The 14736-nt window shown below is 44.0% G+C and carries 15 protein-coding genes; 5 read left to right on the top strand and 10 right to left on the bottom strand.

The features are described 5' to 3' along the window. Positions 1-3 precede the first annotated feature (3 nt). Positions 4-2316 (top strand): penicillin acylase family protein, encoded by a 2313-nt coding sequence (locus N475_RS08085; RefSeq protein ID WP_063365008.1) that lies wholly within the window; start codon positions 4-6, stop codon positions 2314-2316. A 21-nt stretch (positions 2317-2337) separates the two neighbouring features. Here the strand turns inward: N475_RS08085 and N475_RS08080 are convergent, their stop codons facing one another. Both N475_RS08080 and N475_RS08075 read right to left on the bottom strand, forming a co-directional pair. Beyond that, positions 2338-3408 carry a GGDEF domain-containing protein gene (locus N475_RS08080; protein WP_063365007.1) on the bottom strand — a complete coding sequence of 357 codons (1071 nt, stop codon included), beginning with the start codon at positions 3406-3408 and terminating at the stop codon, positions 2338-2340. Between the two features lie 96 nt (positions 3409-3504). Beyond that, entirely contained in the window at positions 3505-4377 is an 873-nt protein-coding gene (locus N475_RS08075; RefSeq protein ID WP_063365006.1) for a DMT family transporter, read from the bottom strand. 297 nt (positions 4378-4674) lie between these two features. On the opposite strand from N475_RS08075, the gene N475_RS08070 reads away from it, so the two are divergent. Further along, positions 4675-5058, top strand: a complete 384-nt coding sequence (locus tag N475_RS08070) for an MAPEG family protein (protein WP_063355856.1) — start codon at positions 4675-4677, stop codon at positions 5056-5058. Here N475_RS08070 and N475_RS08065 read toward each other — a convergent pair. Further along, complete coding sequence (locus N475_RS08065) at positions 5047-5766, bottom strand: pseudouridine synthase (RefSeq protein WP_227008464.1); 720 nt, start codon at positions 5764-5766, stop codon at positions 5047-5049. The genes N475_RS08070 and N475_RS08065 overlap by 12 nt on opposite strands. Before the next feature lie 116 nt (positions 5767-5882). Between N475_RS08065 and N475_RS08060 the strand changes: the two genes are divergently transcribed. The 3 genes from N475_RS08060 (at position 5883) to N475_RS08050 (ending at position 8003) form a co-directional block, all read left to right on the top strand. Then, the gene (locus N475_RS08060; RefSeq protein WP_063365005.1) at positions 5883-6188 is read left to right on the top strand and encodes a DUF6482 family protein; all 306 of its coding nucleotides are present in this window, start codon (positions 5883-5885) and stop codon (positions 6186-6188) included. Positions 6189-6333: 145 nt separating this feature from the next. After that, positions 6334-7173: a glycosyltransferase gene (locus N475_RS08055; protein WP_063365004.1), complete on the top strand. Its 840-nt coding sequence runs from the start codon at positions 6334-6336 to the stop codon at positions 7171-7173. A gap of 104 nt (positions 7174-7277) precedes the next feature. Continuing rightward, positions 7278-8003, top strand: a complete 726-nt coding sequence (locus N475_RS08050; RefSeq protein ID WP_063355853.1) for a hypothetical protein — start codon at positions 7278-7280, stop codon at positions 8001-8003. 44 nt (positions 8004-8047) lie between these two features. Here N475_RS08050 and N475_RS08045 read toward each other — a convergent pair whose 3' ends face one another. The 7 genes from N475_RS08045 to lysA all read right to left on the bottom strand — a co-directional run bounded on the left by N475_RS08045 (position 8048) and on the right by lysA (position 14736). Beyond that, a complete protein-coding gene (locus tag N475_RS08045) occupies positions 8048-9202 on the bottom strand; it encodes a retropepsin-like aspartic protease (RefSeq protein WP_063355852.1) in 1155 nt (384 codons plus the stop codon). A gap of 27 nt (positions 9203-9229) precedes the next feature. Continuing rightward, a complete protein-coding gene (locus N475_RS08040) occupies positions 9230-10111 on the bottom strand; it encodes a dTDP-4-dehydrorhamnose reductase family protein (RefSeq protein WP_063355937.1) in 882 nt (293 codons plus the stop codon). A 160-nt stretch (positions 10112-10271) separates the two neighbouring features. Further along, positions 10272-10976 carry an HAD-IA family hydrolase gene (locus N475_RS08035; RefSeq protein ID WP_193343366.1) on the bottom strand — a complete coding sequence of 235 codons (705 nt, stop codon included), beginning with the start codon at positions 10974-10976 and terminating at the stop codon, positions 10272-10274. A gap of 81 nt (positions 10977-11057) precedes the next feature. Beyond that, entirely contained in the window at positions 11058-11984 is a 927-nt protein-coding gene (locus tag N475_RS08030) for a tyrosine recombinase XerC (RefSeq protein WP_063365002.1), read from the bottom strand. Continuing rightward, entirely contained in the window at positions 11981-12607 is a 627-nt protein-coding gene (locus N475_RS08025) for a DUF484 family protein (RefSeq protein ID WP_063365001.1), read from the bottom strand. The genes N475_RS08030 and N475_RS08025 overlap by 4 nt, the downstream gene beginning before the upstream one ends. After that, positions 12604-13434, bottom strand: a complete 831-nt coding sequence (gene dapF / locus N475_RS08020; protein WP_063355848.1) for a diaminopimelate epimerase — start codon at positions 13432-13434, stop codon at positions 12604-12606. Before dapF ends, N475_RS08025 begins: the two co-directional genes overlap by 4 nt. 45 nt (positions 13435-13479) lie before the next feature. Further along, a complete protein-coding gene (gene lysA / locus N475_RS08015; RefSeq protein ID WP_063355847.1) occupies positions 13480-14736 on the bottom strand; it encodes a diaminopimelate decarboxylase in 1257 nt (418 codons plus the stop codon).

Below are 14736 nucleotides of genomic sequence, written 5' to 3'. Positions count from 1 at the left end.
TATATGCTGAAATGGTTAAAAGTTTTGATCACGGTTGGGGTACTTGGTGGGTTGTCCGTGACCGCGATAGTCTATGGAGTATTGTCTCTTAGCTTGCCAGCATTGGATGGTCGTGGCTATTCCAGTGCGTTAGAGGCACCAACTAAATTGAGCCGAGACTCTCTGGGTCACGCTGTGATCAACGCGCAGAGCCGTGCCGATGCTGCCTATGCAATGGGCTATGCTCATGGTCAAGACCGTTTTTTTCAAATGGATTTGTTGCGCCGTAATGCTGCGGGAGAACTGAGTGAGTTATTTGGGGAAGGTGCTATCTCCTTAGATAAGTCTATGCGATTTCATCAGTTCCGCTTACGCAGTGAGCAAATTGTAAAAGCCATGGCGCCGCAAGAGCGACAGCTACTTGAAAACTATGCCAAAGGGGTCAATGAGGGGCGCATGCAATCAGGGGTGCCCAGCTTTGAGTACTTACTTTTAAGTGCAGATGCAAAACCGTGGCGACCTGCTGATTCACTGCTGGTCATTTATAGTATGTATTTAGACTTGCAAAGTGCGACCTTTCGTAGAGACAAAACTTTGATTTATATTGCAGAGCTTTTTGGTCAAGAGATGGTTGATTTTATACTTCAACCCAGCACTTTTCAGGCGGCTTTAGATGGCAGTCAAATCAACAGTTCAATCGTAAATATTCCAGAGTTACCGAATGATGGGAAGTTGGTTGAACAGCTGCATATTCAAGCTAGTCCACTATATGGCAGCAATAACTGGGCGGTCACTGGCGAACTTACTAAAACTGGTGCTGCAATGGTATCGGATGATATGCATTTAGGGCTAAATGTGCCCTCAATTTGGTATCGGGTCCAGCTGAATTACGCCAGTCATCAAGGGGAAAATGTGCAAGTAACTGGAGTGAGCTTGCCTGGTGTGCCCGCCATTGTTGTTGGTAGCAATGATCATATTGCGTGGGGCTTTACCAATGGATACTTAGATACAGCAGATTGGGTTAAACTAACGGACAGCGATGAGATAGAACAAGTAACTCAAACTATTTTGCTGCCCGACGGGCAGAGTCATACTTACGACTTGTTAATGAGTCAATTTGGTCCGGTGAAGGCATTTAATGATAAACAGTATGCTTTGCAGTGGGTTGCCCACCAGTCTTACGCTGTCAATTTGAATCTGCTTAAATTTGAAACGGTAAAATCGGTTGACCAAGCACTGTTAGTAGCACGTAATATTGGTATTCCTGTACAGAACTTAATGGTGGTAGATGCCCAGGGCAATGCTGCTTGGCAGCCCACGGGGGCTTTACCAGCTCGAGTATTCCCTAATGACCTGTCGGTCCCTTCATCGCGGGCTGAAAAGGCACATTGGCAAGTTAATGAAGAGCAGCGTCCAAGTGTCATGAACCCCAGTAATGGTAAGCTCTGGACAGCAAACTCGCGGGTCATGTCTGCACTAGATCAGCGCCGTTTTGGTGATGGAGGGTATGCACTTGGGGCACGTGCGTTGCAGATCCGAGATCGCTTGTTGGCACAGCAGCAATTTACCGAAGCAGACTTTAATGCGCTTCAATTAGATAACGAAGCAAAGTTTTTAAAGCCATGGCACACACTGCTATCAGAAACGCTCGTTGCGGCACAGGCTGGTAGTCAAGAGCACAAACAAGCTTTGGCCTATTTAAAACAATGGCAAGCATGTGCATGTAGTGATTCCGTTGGTTATACTTTGGTCAAAGCATACCGAACGCAAGTCATAGATATTCTTTTTGCAAGGCTTGAACAGCAGCTCAAACAGCATGATGAAACTTTAAGTCATTTGAAACGGTATTTTGAACCTGCTCTTTGGCAATTGATTGAGCGCCAACCTCAAAGCTGGCTCAATGGGCACGAGTCTTGGCAAGCCCTATTGGTGGAGGCACATATTCAAAGCAAAAAAACTTTAGCTGCAAAGCATGGTACTCAAATGGCTAACTGGCAGTGGGGCAATGTAAACGCGCTAACAGTACAACATCCATTTAGCAAGCAGATGCCCGTGTTAAGCCGCTTTTTGGATATGCCAACTGTGCCAGGTTTCGGAGATAGTTTTATGCCCGCTGTACAAGGGAAAGATTTTGGTGCATCACAGCGTTTTATCGCGCAGCCGGGATATCTCAATAATGCGGTTATGACTGTTGCGGGGGGACAAAGTGGTCATCTTCTTTCGCCTTACTATCGAAGTGGTTTTGACGCCTATGCAGAAGGGAAACTTACTCCGTTGTTGCCCGGCGATATCACTCATACTATAGAGCTTCTGCCACAACAATCTGAGCAGCACTAAGGTACTGTGTGACTGGGGTTATTAGCTTAATTGGGACGTATGGCCTGCTGTTGTAGTTGTAGTGCAGTTACGTCCTTTTGCTTTGCTAGCATAAAGTGCATCATCAGCAAGTTGCACCGCAACGCTAAAGGGTAAAGCTGGGTGCCATTGAGCAATACCAAAACTCATGGTGACATTAAGTGTATCGCCATAAAAGCCCTGTGTTGCGATATCGCATCGAATACTTTCAGCCCGAGTTTGAGCTTGCTCAAGGTCACAATTAATGAGTACCAGCAAAAACTCCTCTCCACCCCAACGTACAGCGATGTCTGAGTTGAGTGCAAAGCGGGAGAGTCGCAGTGCCACTTCGACTAAAACCTCATCGCCAGCGTCATGGCCGAACTTGTCGTTAACAGACTTAAAGTGATCTATATCGGCCATGATCACACACATTTGTCGAGATGTTGCAAGGCAATCTTCCTGGGCATTATTTATGAGTTCTTTGGCATAGCGTCGGTTAAATAAGTTAGTCAGTGGATCTTTTGCTGCAAGCGTTGCTAATTGATAGCGGTGTGAGAAGGTGATTTCGCGAATATGTCCAATCGTATAAATGGAAGGCAAACCGCATATCAGTACATTAATAAAGTGAATGTAAGGAGCCAGTTCACTAAAGATAAAAGTATTTTGGACGTTATCGAATAGTTCAAATAAGGCAGCAAAAGCAATCACTAAACCCAGTGCAAGTGCTGAAGCCAGTTTTAGTTTAAGCCGGTAATCAAGCAGAATTAAACTTGCAATGGTCCAAAGGTAATATTGAAACCCGTAGGTCATACCTAAAGTTGCGCACACGAGGATAGAATGCAAAGTGACTTCTACACAAAAAAGCCGTAACGAGATATGACTCTTTTGTTGGTGTAAGTAATAAATACCCAACATCCAAAGCGTTACACTACCAATATTGATCAGTGCCAAGAAGTACACATCACAATACCAAAAAAAGAAAATCAAAAAAGTATGAAGCGCGCAACAATAGTAGGCCAATTGTTTAAAGAGTCTATTTTTGACCTGCTCAACCGCATCGGGTTTGCTGAAGTAATGTTGACTAGTTGGCACGCAGATCCTAACTATATTGATGTGTTTACTTTCAAGTATAGGTGAAGGATCCTGCGGTGAAAAATAACGCCCCTAGTTTGCTTTGGAGATTCTCTGTTAGCTTACCATGACTAAAATTGCAGCGATGGCGATTAAAATAAGTCCAAGCGTATCGCGTTTCTTGGGAGGCGATTTTAGCCACATAGTTGCAATTAAAATAGTGAAGAATACTTCAATTTGCCCAAGTGTTTTAACATAAGCCACGTGCTGCAAGCTCATTGCACTAAACCATCCAATAGAGCCAATACAGCTAGCCAAGCTGACCAATAAAATCAGTGGTAGGTGTTGTCGAATTACGCGCCAAGACTGTGGCTCTTTAATCGTTAGATATAGACTTAATATAACTGTTTGACAGCTCAACACCCAGAAGAGCACCCAACCAGCGCTATGGGGGAAAGGCAAAGCACTCGCCAAACTAGCTTCTCTGACCCACAGTGATGTAAGCGCAAAGCATGTGCCACAAGCTAGACCAAGAGCTGCTGTTTTTAGGTTGAAGTTTTGTAAGTTAAACCCACTCAGAATGAGTACCGCAATACCACCAATAAGCACACCTAACCACCCTAGTAAGGTCAGTGCAGAACCAAAAAATACCACGCCCAGCACTGCGGCAACTAAGGCTTCACTTTTTGCAAGGCCTGCACCTATCGCAAAGCTTTTTTGTTTAAACAGACGCACCATTAAAGCCGTAGCGACAATTTGCATGAAGCTTGCTGCGACGACATAGGCGACTAAGTTGTGCTTAACCTCAAGCTGAGGAGCTGGTTGAAATGTGTAGAGCAAATATACATAGAGCCCAGCCAACGGGAGAGCAAATAGAAAGCGAGAGAGGGTCACTGTAGCAACACTCGCATGTGTACTTAATTTACTTTGTAGTGCATTTCGCCATGCCTGACTAAATGCTGCGAGGCAGGTAAAAAAAATCCATCCCATAATTGGCTCGGCTTGTATGATTTATATACTAAGTTACTATTTTTATTACTGGTTTTCGAATGAAAAAAAATGATGTTGGATATTTAGTAGAGTAATGCAACGGTATGTGACAATCTGTCGCAGTGCTGAATTTGGAAAACATGCCTATACTCTAGAGGATGTTACTCGTAAAGCCACTTGATGTTGTTAGGTGGCTTTACTTATTTCTAGTCTCCTTTTATACCGCTCTAATTGCCTCTTTTTTAAACATATGAAGTGCGCTTTAATAGTCTAAAACTTGGCCTGAAGGACACCCCTATGGATGTGATTATTATCTGTGCAGTGATAAGTATGTTGTTGCCTTACTTCGCAAAAATTCCAGTCATTGTTGAAATGCATAAAGCGGGAGGGTACAACAACAAGCAACCTAGAATGCAGCAACGTCAGTTAACTGATGCAGGGGCGCGAGCAGTAGCCGCGCATTACAATTGTTTTGAGTCTCTCGTTGTTTTTGCTGTTGCCATCGCTGTAGTAATAGGCACTAATAATACTGCCAGTACGGTTCAGTGGCTGGCGATGACTCATATAGGTGCACGTATATTCTATTGCATATTTTATTGGCTCGACTTAGATATGCTGCGTTCAGTTACTTGGTTGATTGGAATTATCTGCCCCATTATGATGGTTGTATTAAGCCTGTGAATGTTCCAATACAAGGGCATTGAGATTAATTTGACAGTAGTCTCCCTCTCTGAGGGTTTCAGGGTTCAGAATTAGGTTAGCAATACGTACGCGGTTGAGATCGACTACACGTCTGCCGCAATATTTGGCCATTTTTCTAATTTGGCGATTGAGCCCTTGTTTAAGAATAATCGAAAAGGTTTTTGGCGCAATTTGCTTGACGACACAGGGGAGTGTGAGTTGTCCATCGACAGGGATCCCTTGTGACATTTGTAGACAGAACTGAGTGTCAATGTCCGCATCTACCGTAACGATGTACTCTTTCTCTTGATGGTTGTCTGGGTGGATCAGTGCATGGCATAGCTCCCCATCATTTGTCAGTAATAATAACCCTCGGCTATCTTTATCGAGTCTGCCGATGGGGTAAACCCTAGGGCCGTCTGGCAGCTGGTGGAATAAACTAGCGGGATCATGTTCATTGAGTTTGCAATCCACGCCCACAGGTTTATGGTAGAGGTAAAGCAGTTTTTCTGCTAAGCCTGAAACCCGTTTTCCTGAGACATAAATTTCGTCTTGGTCATTAACGTGGTCGATGTGATTGGCCGGATGGCCATTGACCTGTACTAGTCCCTGATCGATGAGTCTTGACGCCTGACGCCGTGAGCATACACCGCAATGGCTGAGGTACTTGGCAAGGCGCATTGGGAGGCTATCAGTTGATCCAGACATAAATATCACATTTTATTGTATTGAATCGCGATTATATCAGAGCAGGTCGTTTTGAGTCACAGATTAGAATCCAGCCGAGCCTGCGCTTCGTATGACAGTTAATTTGGAGTGCTACTATGAAAATAACCCTCACTGCGCTGTGTGATATGCAGCCGATAACCAAATTTGTCGCGAACTCACTAGATGTTGCCTTGTATAACTTAATAGCCTGTGTGGGCGACGCAGAATATATCGTGGTAGATAGTGGGGGCGAAGCCATTCGCGCTAGAAACCCCCTTGAACTGCAAAAACTGGTGCAGCATATCGACTACCTGCAAATGACAATTCGCCAACAGAGTGCCTATGATGAAATGATTGGCCAGCCCACTCGCCAAGGAAGCAATCAATTAGAGGTACCATTTGGTAATAATAAACTGTATTAGCAGTACGAGTTCACATTATTGACAAGCATTGAGTCGATACTGCGTGGAACGAATTAGTTCATGGTTCGTCTATAGAAGCTTTGGTAAGGTAATACAGTACAAAAACCAAGCATTTTAATCTGCGCAGTGCGCTTTTGGAGGGAGATTGAAAAAAGCAATATTTACCTTGGCAATTGGGGATAACCCTATGTATCAGGCGGCGATACATAGTTTCAGGCATTACGCAGAAAAAGTCGGGGCCGACTTGGTGGTTGCAGATTCATTGACATTTAAGGTGCACATTGACTCACCAAAATTTGGTGCCAACCCAGCTTGGGCTGAAAAGCTACGCATAGGCCAGTTGTTGAATGAATATGATCGCGTACTTTATTTGGATGCGGATATTTTGGTGCACCCAGATACACCTGATATATTTCAAAAATATGATGACTTAGATGCTATTTATATGCTCAATGAAGGGGCAACGTGCTCGCGTGAGGTTGAAAAGTCGTTAATAGAGAATACCTTGGGTAAAATTGATTGGCCAACTTTTAACAATAAACCCGTTTACTACAATGTCGGTGTGATTTTGGCTTCTAAGGGGTGTCGTTTATTCGAATTTGCAACGCTTTCAAAACTCCAGCAAGTCTGTAATGAGGTTCGATTTTACGAGCAGACATTGTTTAACTATGCGCTGTTTGGCAACCAACTTAAACACCAGTCGCTTAGCGAAGACTTTAACCGTATGGATATGTTTGGTAAGCAAGATTATTGTCGAGCAGGCTTTATACACTACGCTGGCAAAGGGTACGCAAAGAATAATCGTCGGCGTGATGTACAATTTTTAAAGGATTTTGCACAGTTATTTCAGGGCTTAGTTGAAGCGCAAGAAATTGAGCGCCTTAAACGCATTGCTTGGCAGCAATTTTTAAATAAAGTAAATAAAAAGTATCCATTGCCAAATGCTTTTATCAAGGTGCTTTGCACGTTATTTGTGCCCAGATAATTGATCATAAAAAATAAAATCAGCATTATTTTTATGTAAATTCACACTTTATTAAAACAATCATAGATACTACAGTTACACTTAAACTAACTTAGGTTAAATTGGTGTTACTTGTAGTGGAGATCAATAAATTACAGCTGGAGCTAAATCAGTGTACTGATCTCGTGCGAGTAGGTGAGCAACATGAGCGTGGTCACCTGATCCCCGCACGTGCGATTGCGAAAACAAAAACGTTACTTTCATTGGGTGCTAATGATAATTGGGCTTTTGATAGAGCTTTTCAGCAGCTTAACCCTGACTGTAAAGTGGTTGGCGTTGACTACCAATTGAGTTTATCTTCTATCGTCAGTGGTGCATTCAGTAGTGGGGCTAAGTCATTACAAAGTGCATTGCTCGGGCAATTGAAGCAAAGCAAGCAACATGTAAAAGCGTTACTTAATCGTGTACTGCTATACACTTTTTATAGTAGTGGTAATCGATTACTTCGTCGCAGAGTGAGCGATCACACCAATGAAGTAGATATCAGTCTAGAAACATTGATCGCTGTGTACGGTACCATTGAAGACAATGCCACTATGCTGAACATCAGTATGTCGTGTGATGAATACCATATGGTAGATGATATTATTCGACTGGAGAGTATGTTGAGTGTTGTAACAATCGAACTCTCACCAGTGCCAGACTGCATGTCTCAAGTAAACCAATTTATTGAGCGCATGTCGGAGTCGTTCGAGGTGGTGCACATTTCTGGCGGCGAAATTGACGAGCATAGCCAAGCGCCATTAGAGCTGACGTTTATGAATAGAAGGCTTGCTTCGCCTGCAAAATAATCTTTGTGTTACTGCACCCTGTTGTTCTTTTACCCCTTCTGATTTTATTCTCTTGGTTTAAGAATAAGCTGTGCATTTTGTTGGTCTATTTCAAATTTGAAATGACGTAAAAAGTTCATGCCGAGTAATCCTGGCCCTTGTTCAGATGCTGTCATAACACCAAATTCAAAGGGTGTTTGTTGCTTAGAACCAATTTGGATCCCCGAACTTTGATAAAAAGGAATCTCTACAACACCGTTGGCTGTACTCACCCGTCTAGAGGCCAAAAAGTTTACATCGAAAGCCAGTTGCTCAAACTGAGCAGAGGTGAGTGCGGTGACACTCGCGCCAGTATCAATCATTAATTCTATTTGTTGTCCGGCAATTTTGGCCTGCAAAATATAATGCTCGCCATGTCGTGCAAGTGGGATCATTTCCACTTCTTGGCCTTTGCTATTGAGCTCAGAAAGCAATGGCGCAATGAGTTTATGTTGTTGCTGTTGGTGAGATAGTTGTGTAAGTAATAGCTCTGCTTCTAAGTTATTTTCAAGGGCTAAATGGGCTTTAGCGATATGTGCCACTAGGACCAAATTATCGGGTTGCTCCCCCAACCAAATTTGACCTTTATCTATCAATTCATGCCAATTGTTTTGTGCCAGTAATTCTGCAAGTACATCAGCTATGAGCTTGGACAGGGTCTCTTGGAGATGAGCATGCTCCGGGAATTGTCGCGACAATTGAATATATCGATAAATCGCCTCTATGTGTTCTCCACGCGCTAAAAAAACCTCGGCCTCAAATTGCAGTGCGATTAAGTCTTCGGGTGCAATTGCTAAATATTTTTGTACAAATAGCAGGTAATCTGCAAGTGCATGGGAGGTCGCTGTACCAAATGTGCCTTGCAAGCTTTTTATCCAAGTGTGGATGGTTTGAGCTGAGCGACTATCCAGTGGCAGGGTTTGCCATTGTTCGAACGCCGCAAACAACTGTCCAGCGGCAAATGTTTGTTCCATTACGACACGTGTGGTTGATATGTGCGAAGGGGCAGGTGGATTCGCTGCTACACCTTGTGGAGTGGAGCTTGTGCCGTTTTGTGCAGGATTGTGAGATGGCTGTTCAGTGGTAAAAGCTTGTTTTAGCCATGAATTTGGGCGATGCCAATCAAGGTAAATATTGAGAGTAAGGGAGCAAAATAACAACAGGTTAAACATGTATTTCATTGTTTCAAATCTCCCTTATGCTATGAATTATTGGGCTATATGAGGCAGTACAGCTTGTTTAATGGCGGTTGCAAAGTCGCGCGAGAAGGCAATGCCCAAGGCTGTTAGTCGAGAGTCTGCAAGAGCGCAATTGTATGGTCTAGTGGCACTTTGCGTTGGCTCCGGCAGCGCAATAAGGTTATCGGGGTTTTGCCCCAGTGCATCAGCAATATGTCTGGCCATTTGGTACTTGGTCATTGATTGATTGTCAGAGATATGAAAAACCCCGCCAGTGGCTGACTTAGGGTGTTGTAACAGCGCTTGCAATGTTAATGCAATGTCTTCGACATGGGTTGGGAATCGCACAGCCCAATCATCATGGGCGCTGTTCGTCTGAGCGAGTATTTGCTGAGCAATAATTGTCACGGCAGATTCTGCAAGATTTTCAACCTCTCCATATAAAACCGGTACGCGAATAATGGTATGCAATGTGCTGTTTGTGAGGATCGCTTGCTCTGCCAATGCTTTACTTTGGCCATAAAAGTTAACAGGTGAACATGCTGCACTTTCTAAATAAGGGGCAGATTTACCATCAAATACATAGTCAGTACTAATAAAGATAAAATGGATATTACGTTCACGGCATTGGTTCGCCAAAAATTCTGCGGCTTTAACATTTAATGCAATGGTTGCTTCATGGTCGTTTTCGCAAACATCGGGCTTTCGCTCTGCTGCTGCATGGATCATTACATCTGGTTGGTGCTTGTCTAAAAAGTTAACGATAGCATCTTCTTGATTTAAATCGAGTTGCTCAATGGGTGGCTTTGCCCTACTGAAACCTGTGCCGATCACTGTGTGCGTGTGTGCTAGAGTTTTGAAGAGTGTACGGCCTAATAGACCTGTCGCACCTGTAACAACAATTTTGCGCATAAACTGAATATCACCTTGATGTATTTCTTGCCATATTAACTCTGCTTTGGTTGATATAAAAAGTAATATCGACGATTTCCTTTTTATACAAGATCTGCTGACGAATTGAGAAGTTGCGGGTTAATGCCCGCTTTCACAGAGAAACAGCACTGTATGGGGGCTACTCTAATAGCGAGAGCTGATGAATATCGCTTATTTCGATATCTGCGAGCCCTTTGTACGTATAGGTTGTTTGTTGATTATTAAGCCATATACTTTGGCAACCCGCCAAGTTGGCTCCTTGTACATCGGTGTCCAAGCTATCACCAATATGTAAGATCTGCGCCGGTTTTACAGCAAGGTCTTGGCAAGCGCGTTGAAATAAAGCAGCATCTGGCTTCGCTCTCCCGTCAGGACCAGCAAGATAAACGCGCTCAAATACACCCGCTAAATTAAATTTATCGACCTCTACATTCCCATTGGTAATAGCGATGAGCGTATATTTCTTAGCCAACTTTTGCAGCAAAGCAAGAACCGAGTCGGCAACCGTAATGTTGCTGCGAGCGTCTGCAAATGCCTGATACGCATTGGTTGAATGTCTTGTGATTTCATCATTTGTTAAGCCTAACTGTGACATGCCAAATTTTAACGCTACTTTTCTCCATGTTGTGACATCGTCCTGCAAGTGTGGCTGTGTTGCACCGACATGGCGTCTGCACTCTAACCAGTAATCACCTTCTTTATTGGCCCACTCTGGAATTGACTGCAAGTAATCTTGCATGGCACTGATGGCGTTCAAAATAATTGGGTGGTTGTTATAAAGCGTGTCATCTAAATCAAAGCTTAAAACTTTGACAGGGTTAATGGCTCGATTAAATCGCATAATACTCGTTTTGCTTTGTGCTATTTAATTCTATTGTACGCGAAAACAACGGTTACGGAGCAAATTGACAGTGCCTTTTATGGGTTATTTCTTTTGCCTAGCACGTGGATGAGTTTGGTCATAGACTTTAGCCAGGTGCTGAAAGTCCACATGGGTGTAGACCTGAGTTGCTGATAAACTGGTGTGGCCGAGCATTTCTTGAATAGCACGCAGATCACCACTTGACTCTAGTAGGTGGCTGGCAAATGAGTGGCGTAGTTTATGTGGGTGTACATTGGCCGAAATCCCCTGTTTGACTCCCCATTCTTTCATTCGGGCGCGGACATGGCGAATTGATATACGTGTCTTACGCTTACTTACAAACATGGCTGATTCTTCATCATGAGCAAAAAGTGGTCGTAACTTTAGCCACGCAGCAATGGCATCAAGGGCCTTTGAACCAACAGGGATAACACGCTCTTTATTCCCTTTACCGAGTACTCTGATCTCGCCTTCTCGAATGTCATTTAAATTGGTGTTAACCAGCTCACTAACACGTAATCCACTAGAGTACATCAGCTCCATCATCGCTTTGTCTCGCACGGCCAGTGCGTCTTCGGTGTCTATTTCCAGTAGCTGGAGCATCTGGTCAACATCGAGGTTTTTAGGCAGCGGCTTTTGAAACTTAGGGCCTTTTTGTCCGGCCGCAGGATTATGCAGCAGGGTGCTATCTGCCTGTTTGGTTTTTAAAAATTTATACAAGCTGCGGATGCAACTAAGCTTTAAATTGATGCTTCTGGGGTTGTACTGCTTACTGCGCAATGACATCGAAAAGCGGCGAATTTGTTCGCTACTAACCGAAAACCAGCCATCACTTTGCGCTGCAAAAAAATGGGCGGCCAATTGCAATTGTGTTTGGTATTGGCGTACGGTGTGGGCGGAGTACTGCTTTTCAAATTGTAAGTACGCCATAAAGTCAGAGATTGGCTGCTGCCATGATGGTGTGAGTGTATTGGCACCATCGCCGTTCATGCGAGCTCTTTTAAACGCAGCTGTAATGACGATACCAGCTCGTTGACAAATAGATTGCCATTGTCGGGAGAAAAGTGGTCAGCGCAATCACTTGCAAAGGCAAGTATGGCGGTTGGGTCATCACTTGGTCCCAACAGGTAAAGTGCAACAGAACGACAATCAAATCCACTAAACAGCTGTTTTTGCTCTTGCTTATCTAAGCGGCCTAGATAGCGAGGTAGTTTATTTAAGCGCCTTTTTACTAGTCCCTCTAATGTTGTGTCGTATTGAATAAGTTGGCATACATTAATTTTTGGCGACTGTGTGAGAGTATCAGCCAAGATATCAGCAAGCTCTTGAAAACTTTGGCAGTACCAAAGTGCACGTTGGCAATCATTAAAAAGCTTAAAAATGAGTTCATTTTCTCGGGCAGAGTCCATCATTCGCTCTATCTGCGAGTGTAACTTGGCATTTTCTTCGCGCAGTAATCGTTGTTGCATCAACGCGAGGTTTGGCGCGCCTTGCTGCTGAATATGTAAGTTGAGATCGAGTAACAAATATGGGTGCTCAATCAGAAAGTTAGGGTTTTTTTGTAAAAAGCCCATTACTTCTGTTTCCGTTACTGCGTTTTTTTTCTCACTCATATTGCTACCTGTCCATCAAAAACATGTTCAGCAGGGCCTGTCATTTTCACCGGCTTGTTAGCACCATTCCATCGGATCTGTAAGGTACCACCTGGCAGGTCTACACGTACGGTGTCCGCCAACTTACCCTGTTTGATACCAACAGCGACAGCACCACAAGCACCGCTGCCACACGCTAAGGTTTCATTTGCTCCGCGCTCCCAAACTCTAAGCTTGATGTGTTCACGGTTAATGATTTGCATGAAGCCTATATTGGCGCGCTTGGGAAAACGTTCATGATTCTCCAATAGCGGTCCTAATGTGTCCACGTCTGCGCTTTCTATATCATCTACCTCAAGCACACAATGGGGATTGCCCATAGAAACGACACCGCAGAATATGGTGTGTTCACCCGCCCTTAGAATATAGGTCAGTTCGCTTTGTTGTGCTTTGAATGGAATATCTTGTGGCGCAAACTGTGGTGTTCCCATATTAACAGTGACTTGACCGTCTTTCTCTGTATAGAGAGTGATGTCGCCCCCTTTTGTAGAAACACTGACTTTATGCTTGTTAGTCAATCCTTTCATACGGACGAAGCGGGCAAAGCAACGAGCGCCGTTGCCACATTGTTCTACTTCAGTGCCATCACTATTAAAAATTCGGTAGTGAAAATCCAAATCTGGTGAATAGGGCGGCTCAACCAGCAGTAACTGATCGAAACCAATACCAAAGTGTCGATCAGCAAGCTTGCGGATCTGATCTCGGGATAGAAACACATTTTGAGTGACATTATCTATCACTACAAAGTCATTTCCTAAGCCGTGCATCTTTGAAAAATTTACAAACATATTACCTTACTATTGAGTCGCTGAGTGCGATATATACGCAAATTATTATTCTGAAAGTAACGCTTCACCATGCCATAGAGACTCTAACGATTCACGAGCTCTGACTAAGTGTGCGGTTTCCCCATCTACCATTATCTCAGCAACTCTCGGTCGTGAGTTATAGTTGGAGCTCATGGTAAAACCATATGCCCCAGCGCTTCGCTGTGCCAGCAGATCTCCTGGTTGTATGGCCAATACTCTGTCTTTGCCAATAAAATCGCCCGTTTCACATACCGGCCCAACCACGTCGTAGGTATGTTCAGGTGTGCCATCTGTACGAGGGCTTACCGCAATGATTTCTTGCCATGCCTGATACAGAGAAGGGCGAAGCATATCGTTCATGCCTGCATCTACAATAGCAAAATGCTTGTCGGTTGTTGGCTTTAAATATTCCACTTTTGTAACCAGTATTCCTGCGTTTGCAGCAATGGCACGGCCGGGCTCAAAAATCAGTTCTAGTTCTGAATAGTTGCTTAAACGATCAATGACTTGTGCAGCATAGGCACTTGGATGAGGTGGTTTTTCGCCCTCATATGGGACGCCTAACCCACCGCCAATATCTAAGTGCTTTAGCACAATTCCGGCGCGTTTTAGCTTGTCTACCAGTGCCAGTACTTTATCTAGCGCTGCTAGAAAAGGTTCCACCTCAGTGAGCTGAGAGCCAATGTGGAAATCTACACCCACCACTTCAATGCCAGGCAGTGCACATGCCAATTGGTAAACGTCAAATGCCTGTTTGATGTCGATACCAAACTTGTTCTCTTTAAGCCCAGTTGAAATGTATGGGTGTGTTTTTGCATCAATATCAGGATTGACTCGAATTGACACTGGTGCAACTGTTTGCATTTGGGTTGCTGTCACAGAAATGCGTTCCAGTTCGGCTTTTGACTCAACATTAAAACACTTGATTTGCTTTTCAATGGCAAATGCGATTTCGTCGCTGGTTTTGGCGACACCAGAAAACACTACCTTACTCGGATCGCCGCCAGCTTTGAGCACTCTGGCAAGCTCCCCTTGCGAAACAATGTCAAACCCAGCACCTAATCTCGCCAATACATTCAATACTGCTAGATTACTGTTTGCCTTAACGGCATAGCATACCAAGTGAGTATGCGCAGCTGCTGCATCTGTGAACGCGTGATAATGACGTTCCAGAGTCTTGCGCGAATAAACATAACAAGGGGTTCCATATTCCTTGGCAATGTCTTGCACAGCCACTTGCTCGGCAAAGAGCTCATTATTTTGATACTGGAAAAAGTCCAT

It is taken from the genome of Pseudoalteromonas luteoviolacea DSM 6061 (assembly GCF_001625655.1).
GTDB lineage: Bacteria > Pseudomonadota > Gammaproteobacteria > Enterobacterales > Alteromonadaceae > Pseudoalteromonas > Pseudoalteromonas luteoviolacea.
Note: the sequence above shows the minus strand (reverse complement) of the source record. Positions and strands in the feature narration are given on the sequence as shown.

What these genes read in the sequence shown, in the direction of transcription:
- N475_RS08085 (WP_063365008.1), top strand. Translation starts at nt 4, where the DNA reads ATGCTGAAATGGTTAAAAGTTTTGATCACGGTTGGGGTACTTGGTGGG.
- N475_RS08075 (WP_063365006.1), bottom strand. Translation starts at nt 4,377, where the DNA reads ATGGGATGGATTTTTTTTACCTGCCTCGCAGCATTTAGTCAGGCATGG.
- N475_RS08070 (WP_063355856.1), top strand. Translation starts at nt 4,675, where the DNA reads ATGGATGTGATTATTATCTGTGCAGTGATAAGTATGTTGTTGCCTTAC.
- N475_RS08065 (WP_227008464.1), bottom strand. Translation starts at nt 5,766, where the DNA reads ATGTCTGGATCAACTGATAGCCTCCCAATGCGCCTTGCCAAGTACCTC.
- N475_RS08060 (WP_063365005.1), top strand. Translation starts at nt 5,883, where the DNA reads ATGAAAATAACCCTCACTGCGCTGTGTGATATGCAGCCGATAACCAAA.
- N475_RS08045 (WP_063355852.1), bottom strand. Translation starts at nt 9,202, where the DNA reads ATGAAATACATGTTTAACCTGTTGTTATTTTGCTCCCTTACTCTCAAT.
- N475_RS08040 (WP_063355937.1), bottom strand. Translation starts at nt 10,111, where the DNA reads ATGCGCAAAATTGTTGTTACAGGTGCGACAGGTCTATTAGGCCGTACA.
- N475_RS08030 (WP_063365002.1), bottom strand. Translation starts at nt 11,984, where the DNA reads ATGAACGGCGATGGTGCCAATACACTCACACCATCATGGCAGCAGCCA.
- N475_RS08025 (WP_063365001.1), bottom strand. Translation starts at nt 12,607, where the DNA reads ATGAGTGAGAAAAAAAACGCAGTAACGGAAACAGAAGTAATGGGCTTT.
- dapF (WP_063355848.1), bottom strand. Translation starts at nt 13,434, where the DNA reads ATGTTTGTAAATTTTTCAAAGATGCACGGCTTAGGAAATGACTTTGTA.
- lysA (WP_063355847.1), bottom strand. Translation starts at nt 14,736, where the DNA reads ATGGACTTTTTCCAGTATCAAAATAATGAGCTCTTTGCCGAGCAAGTG.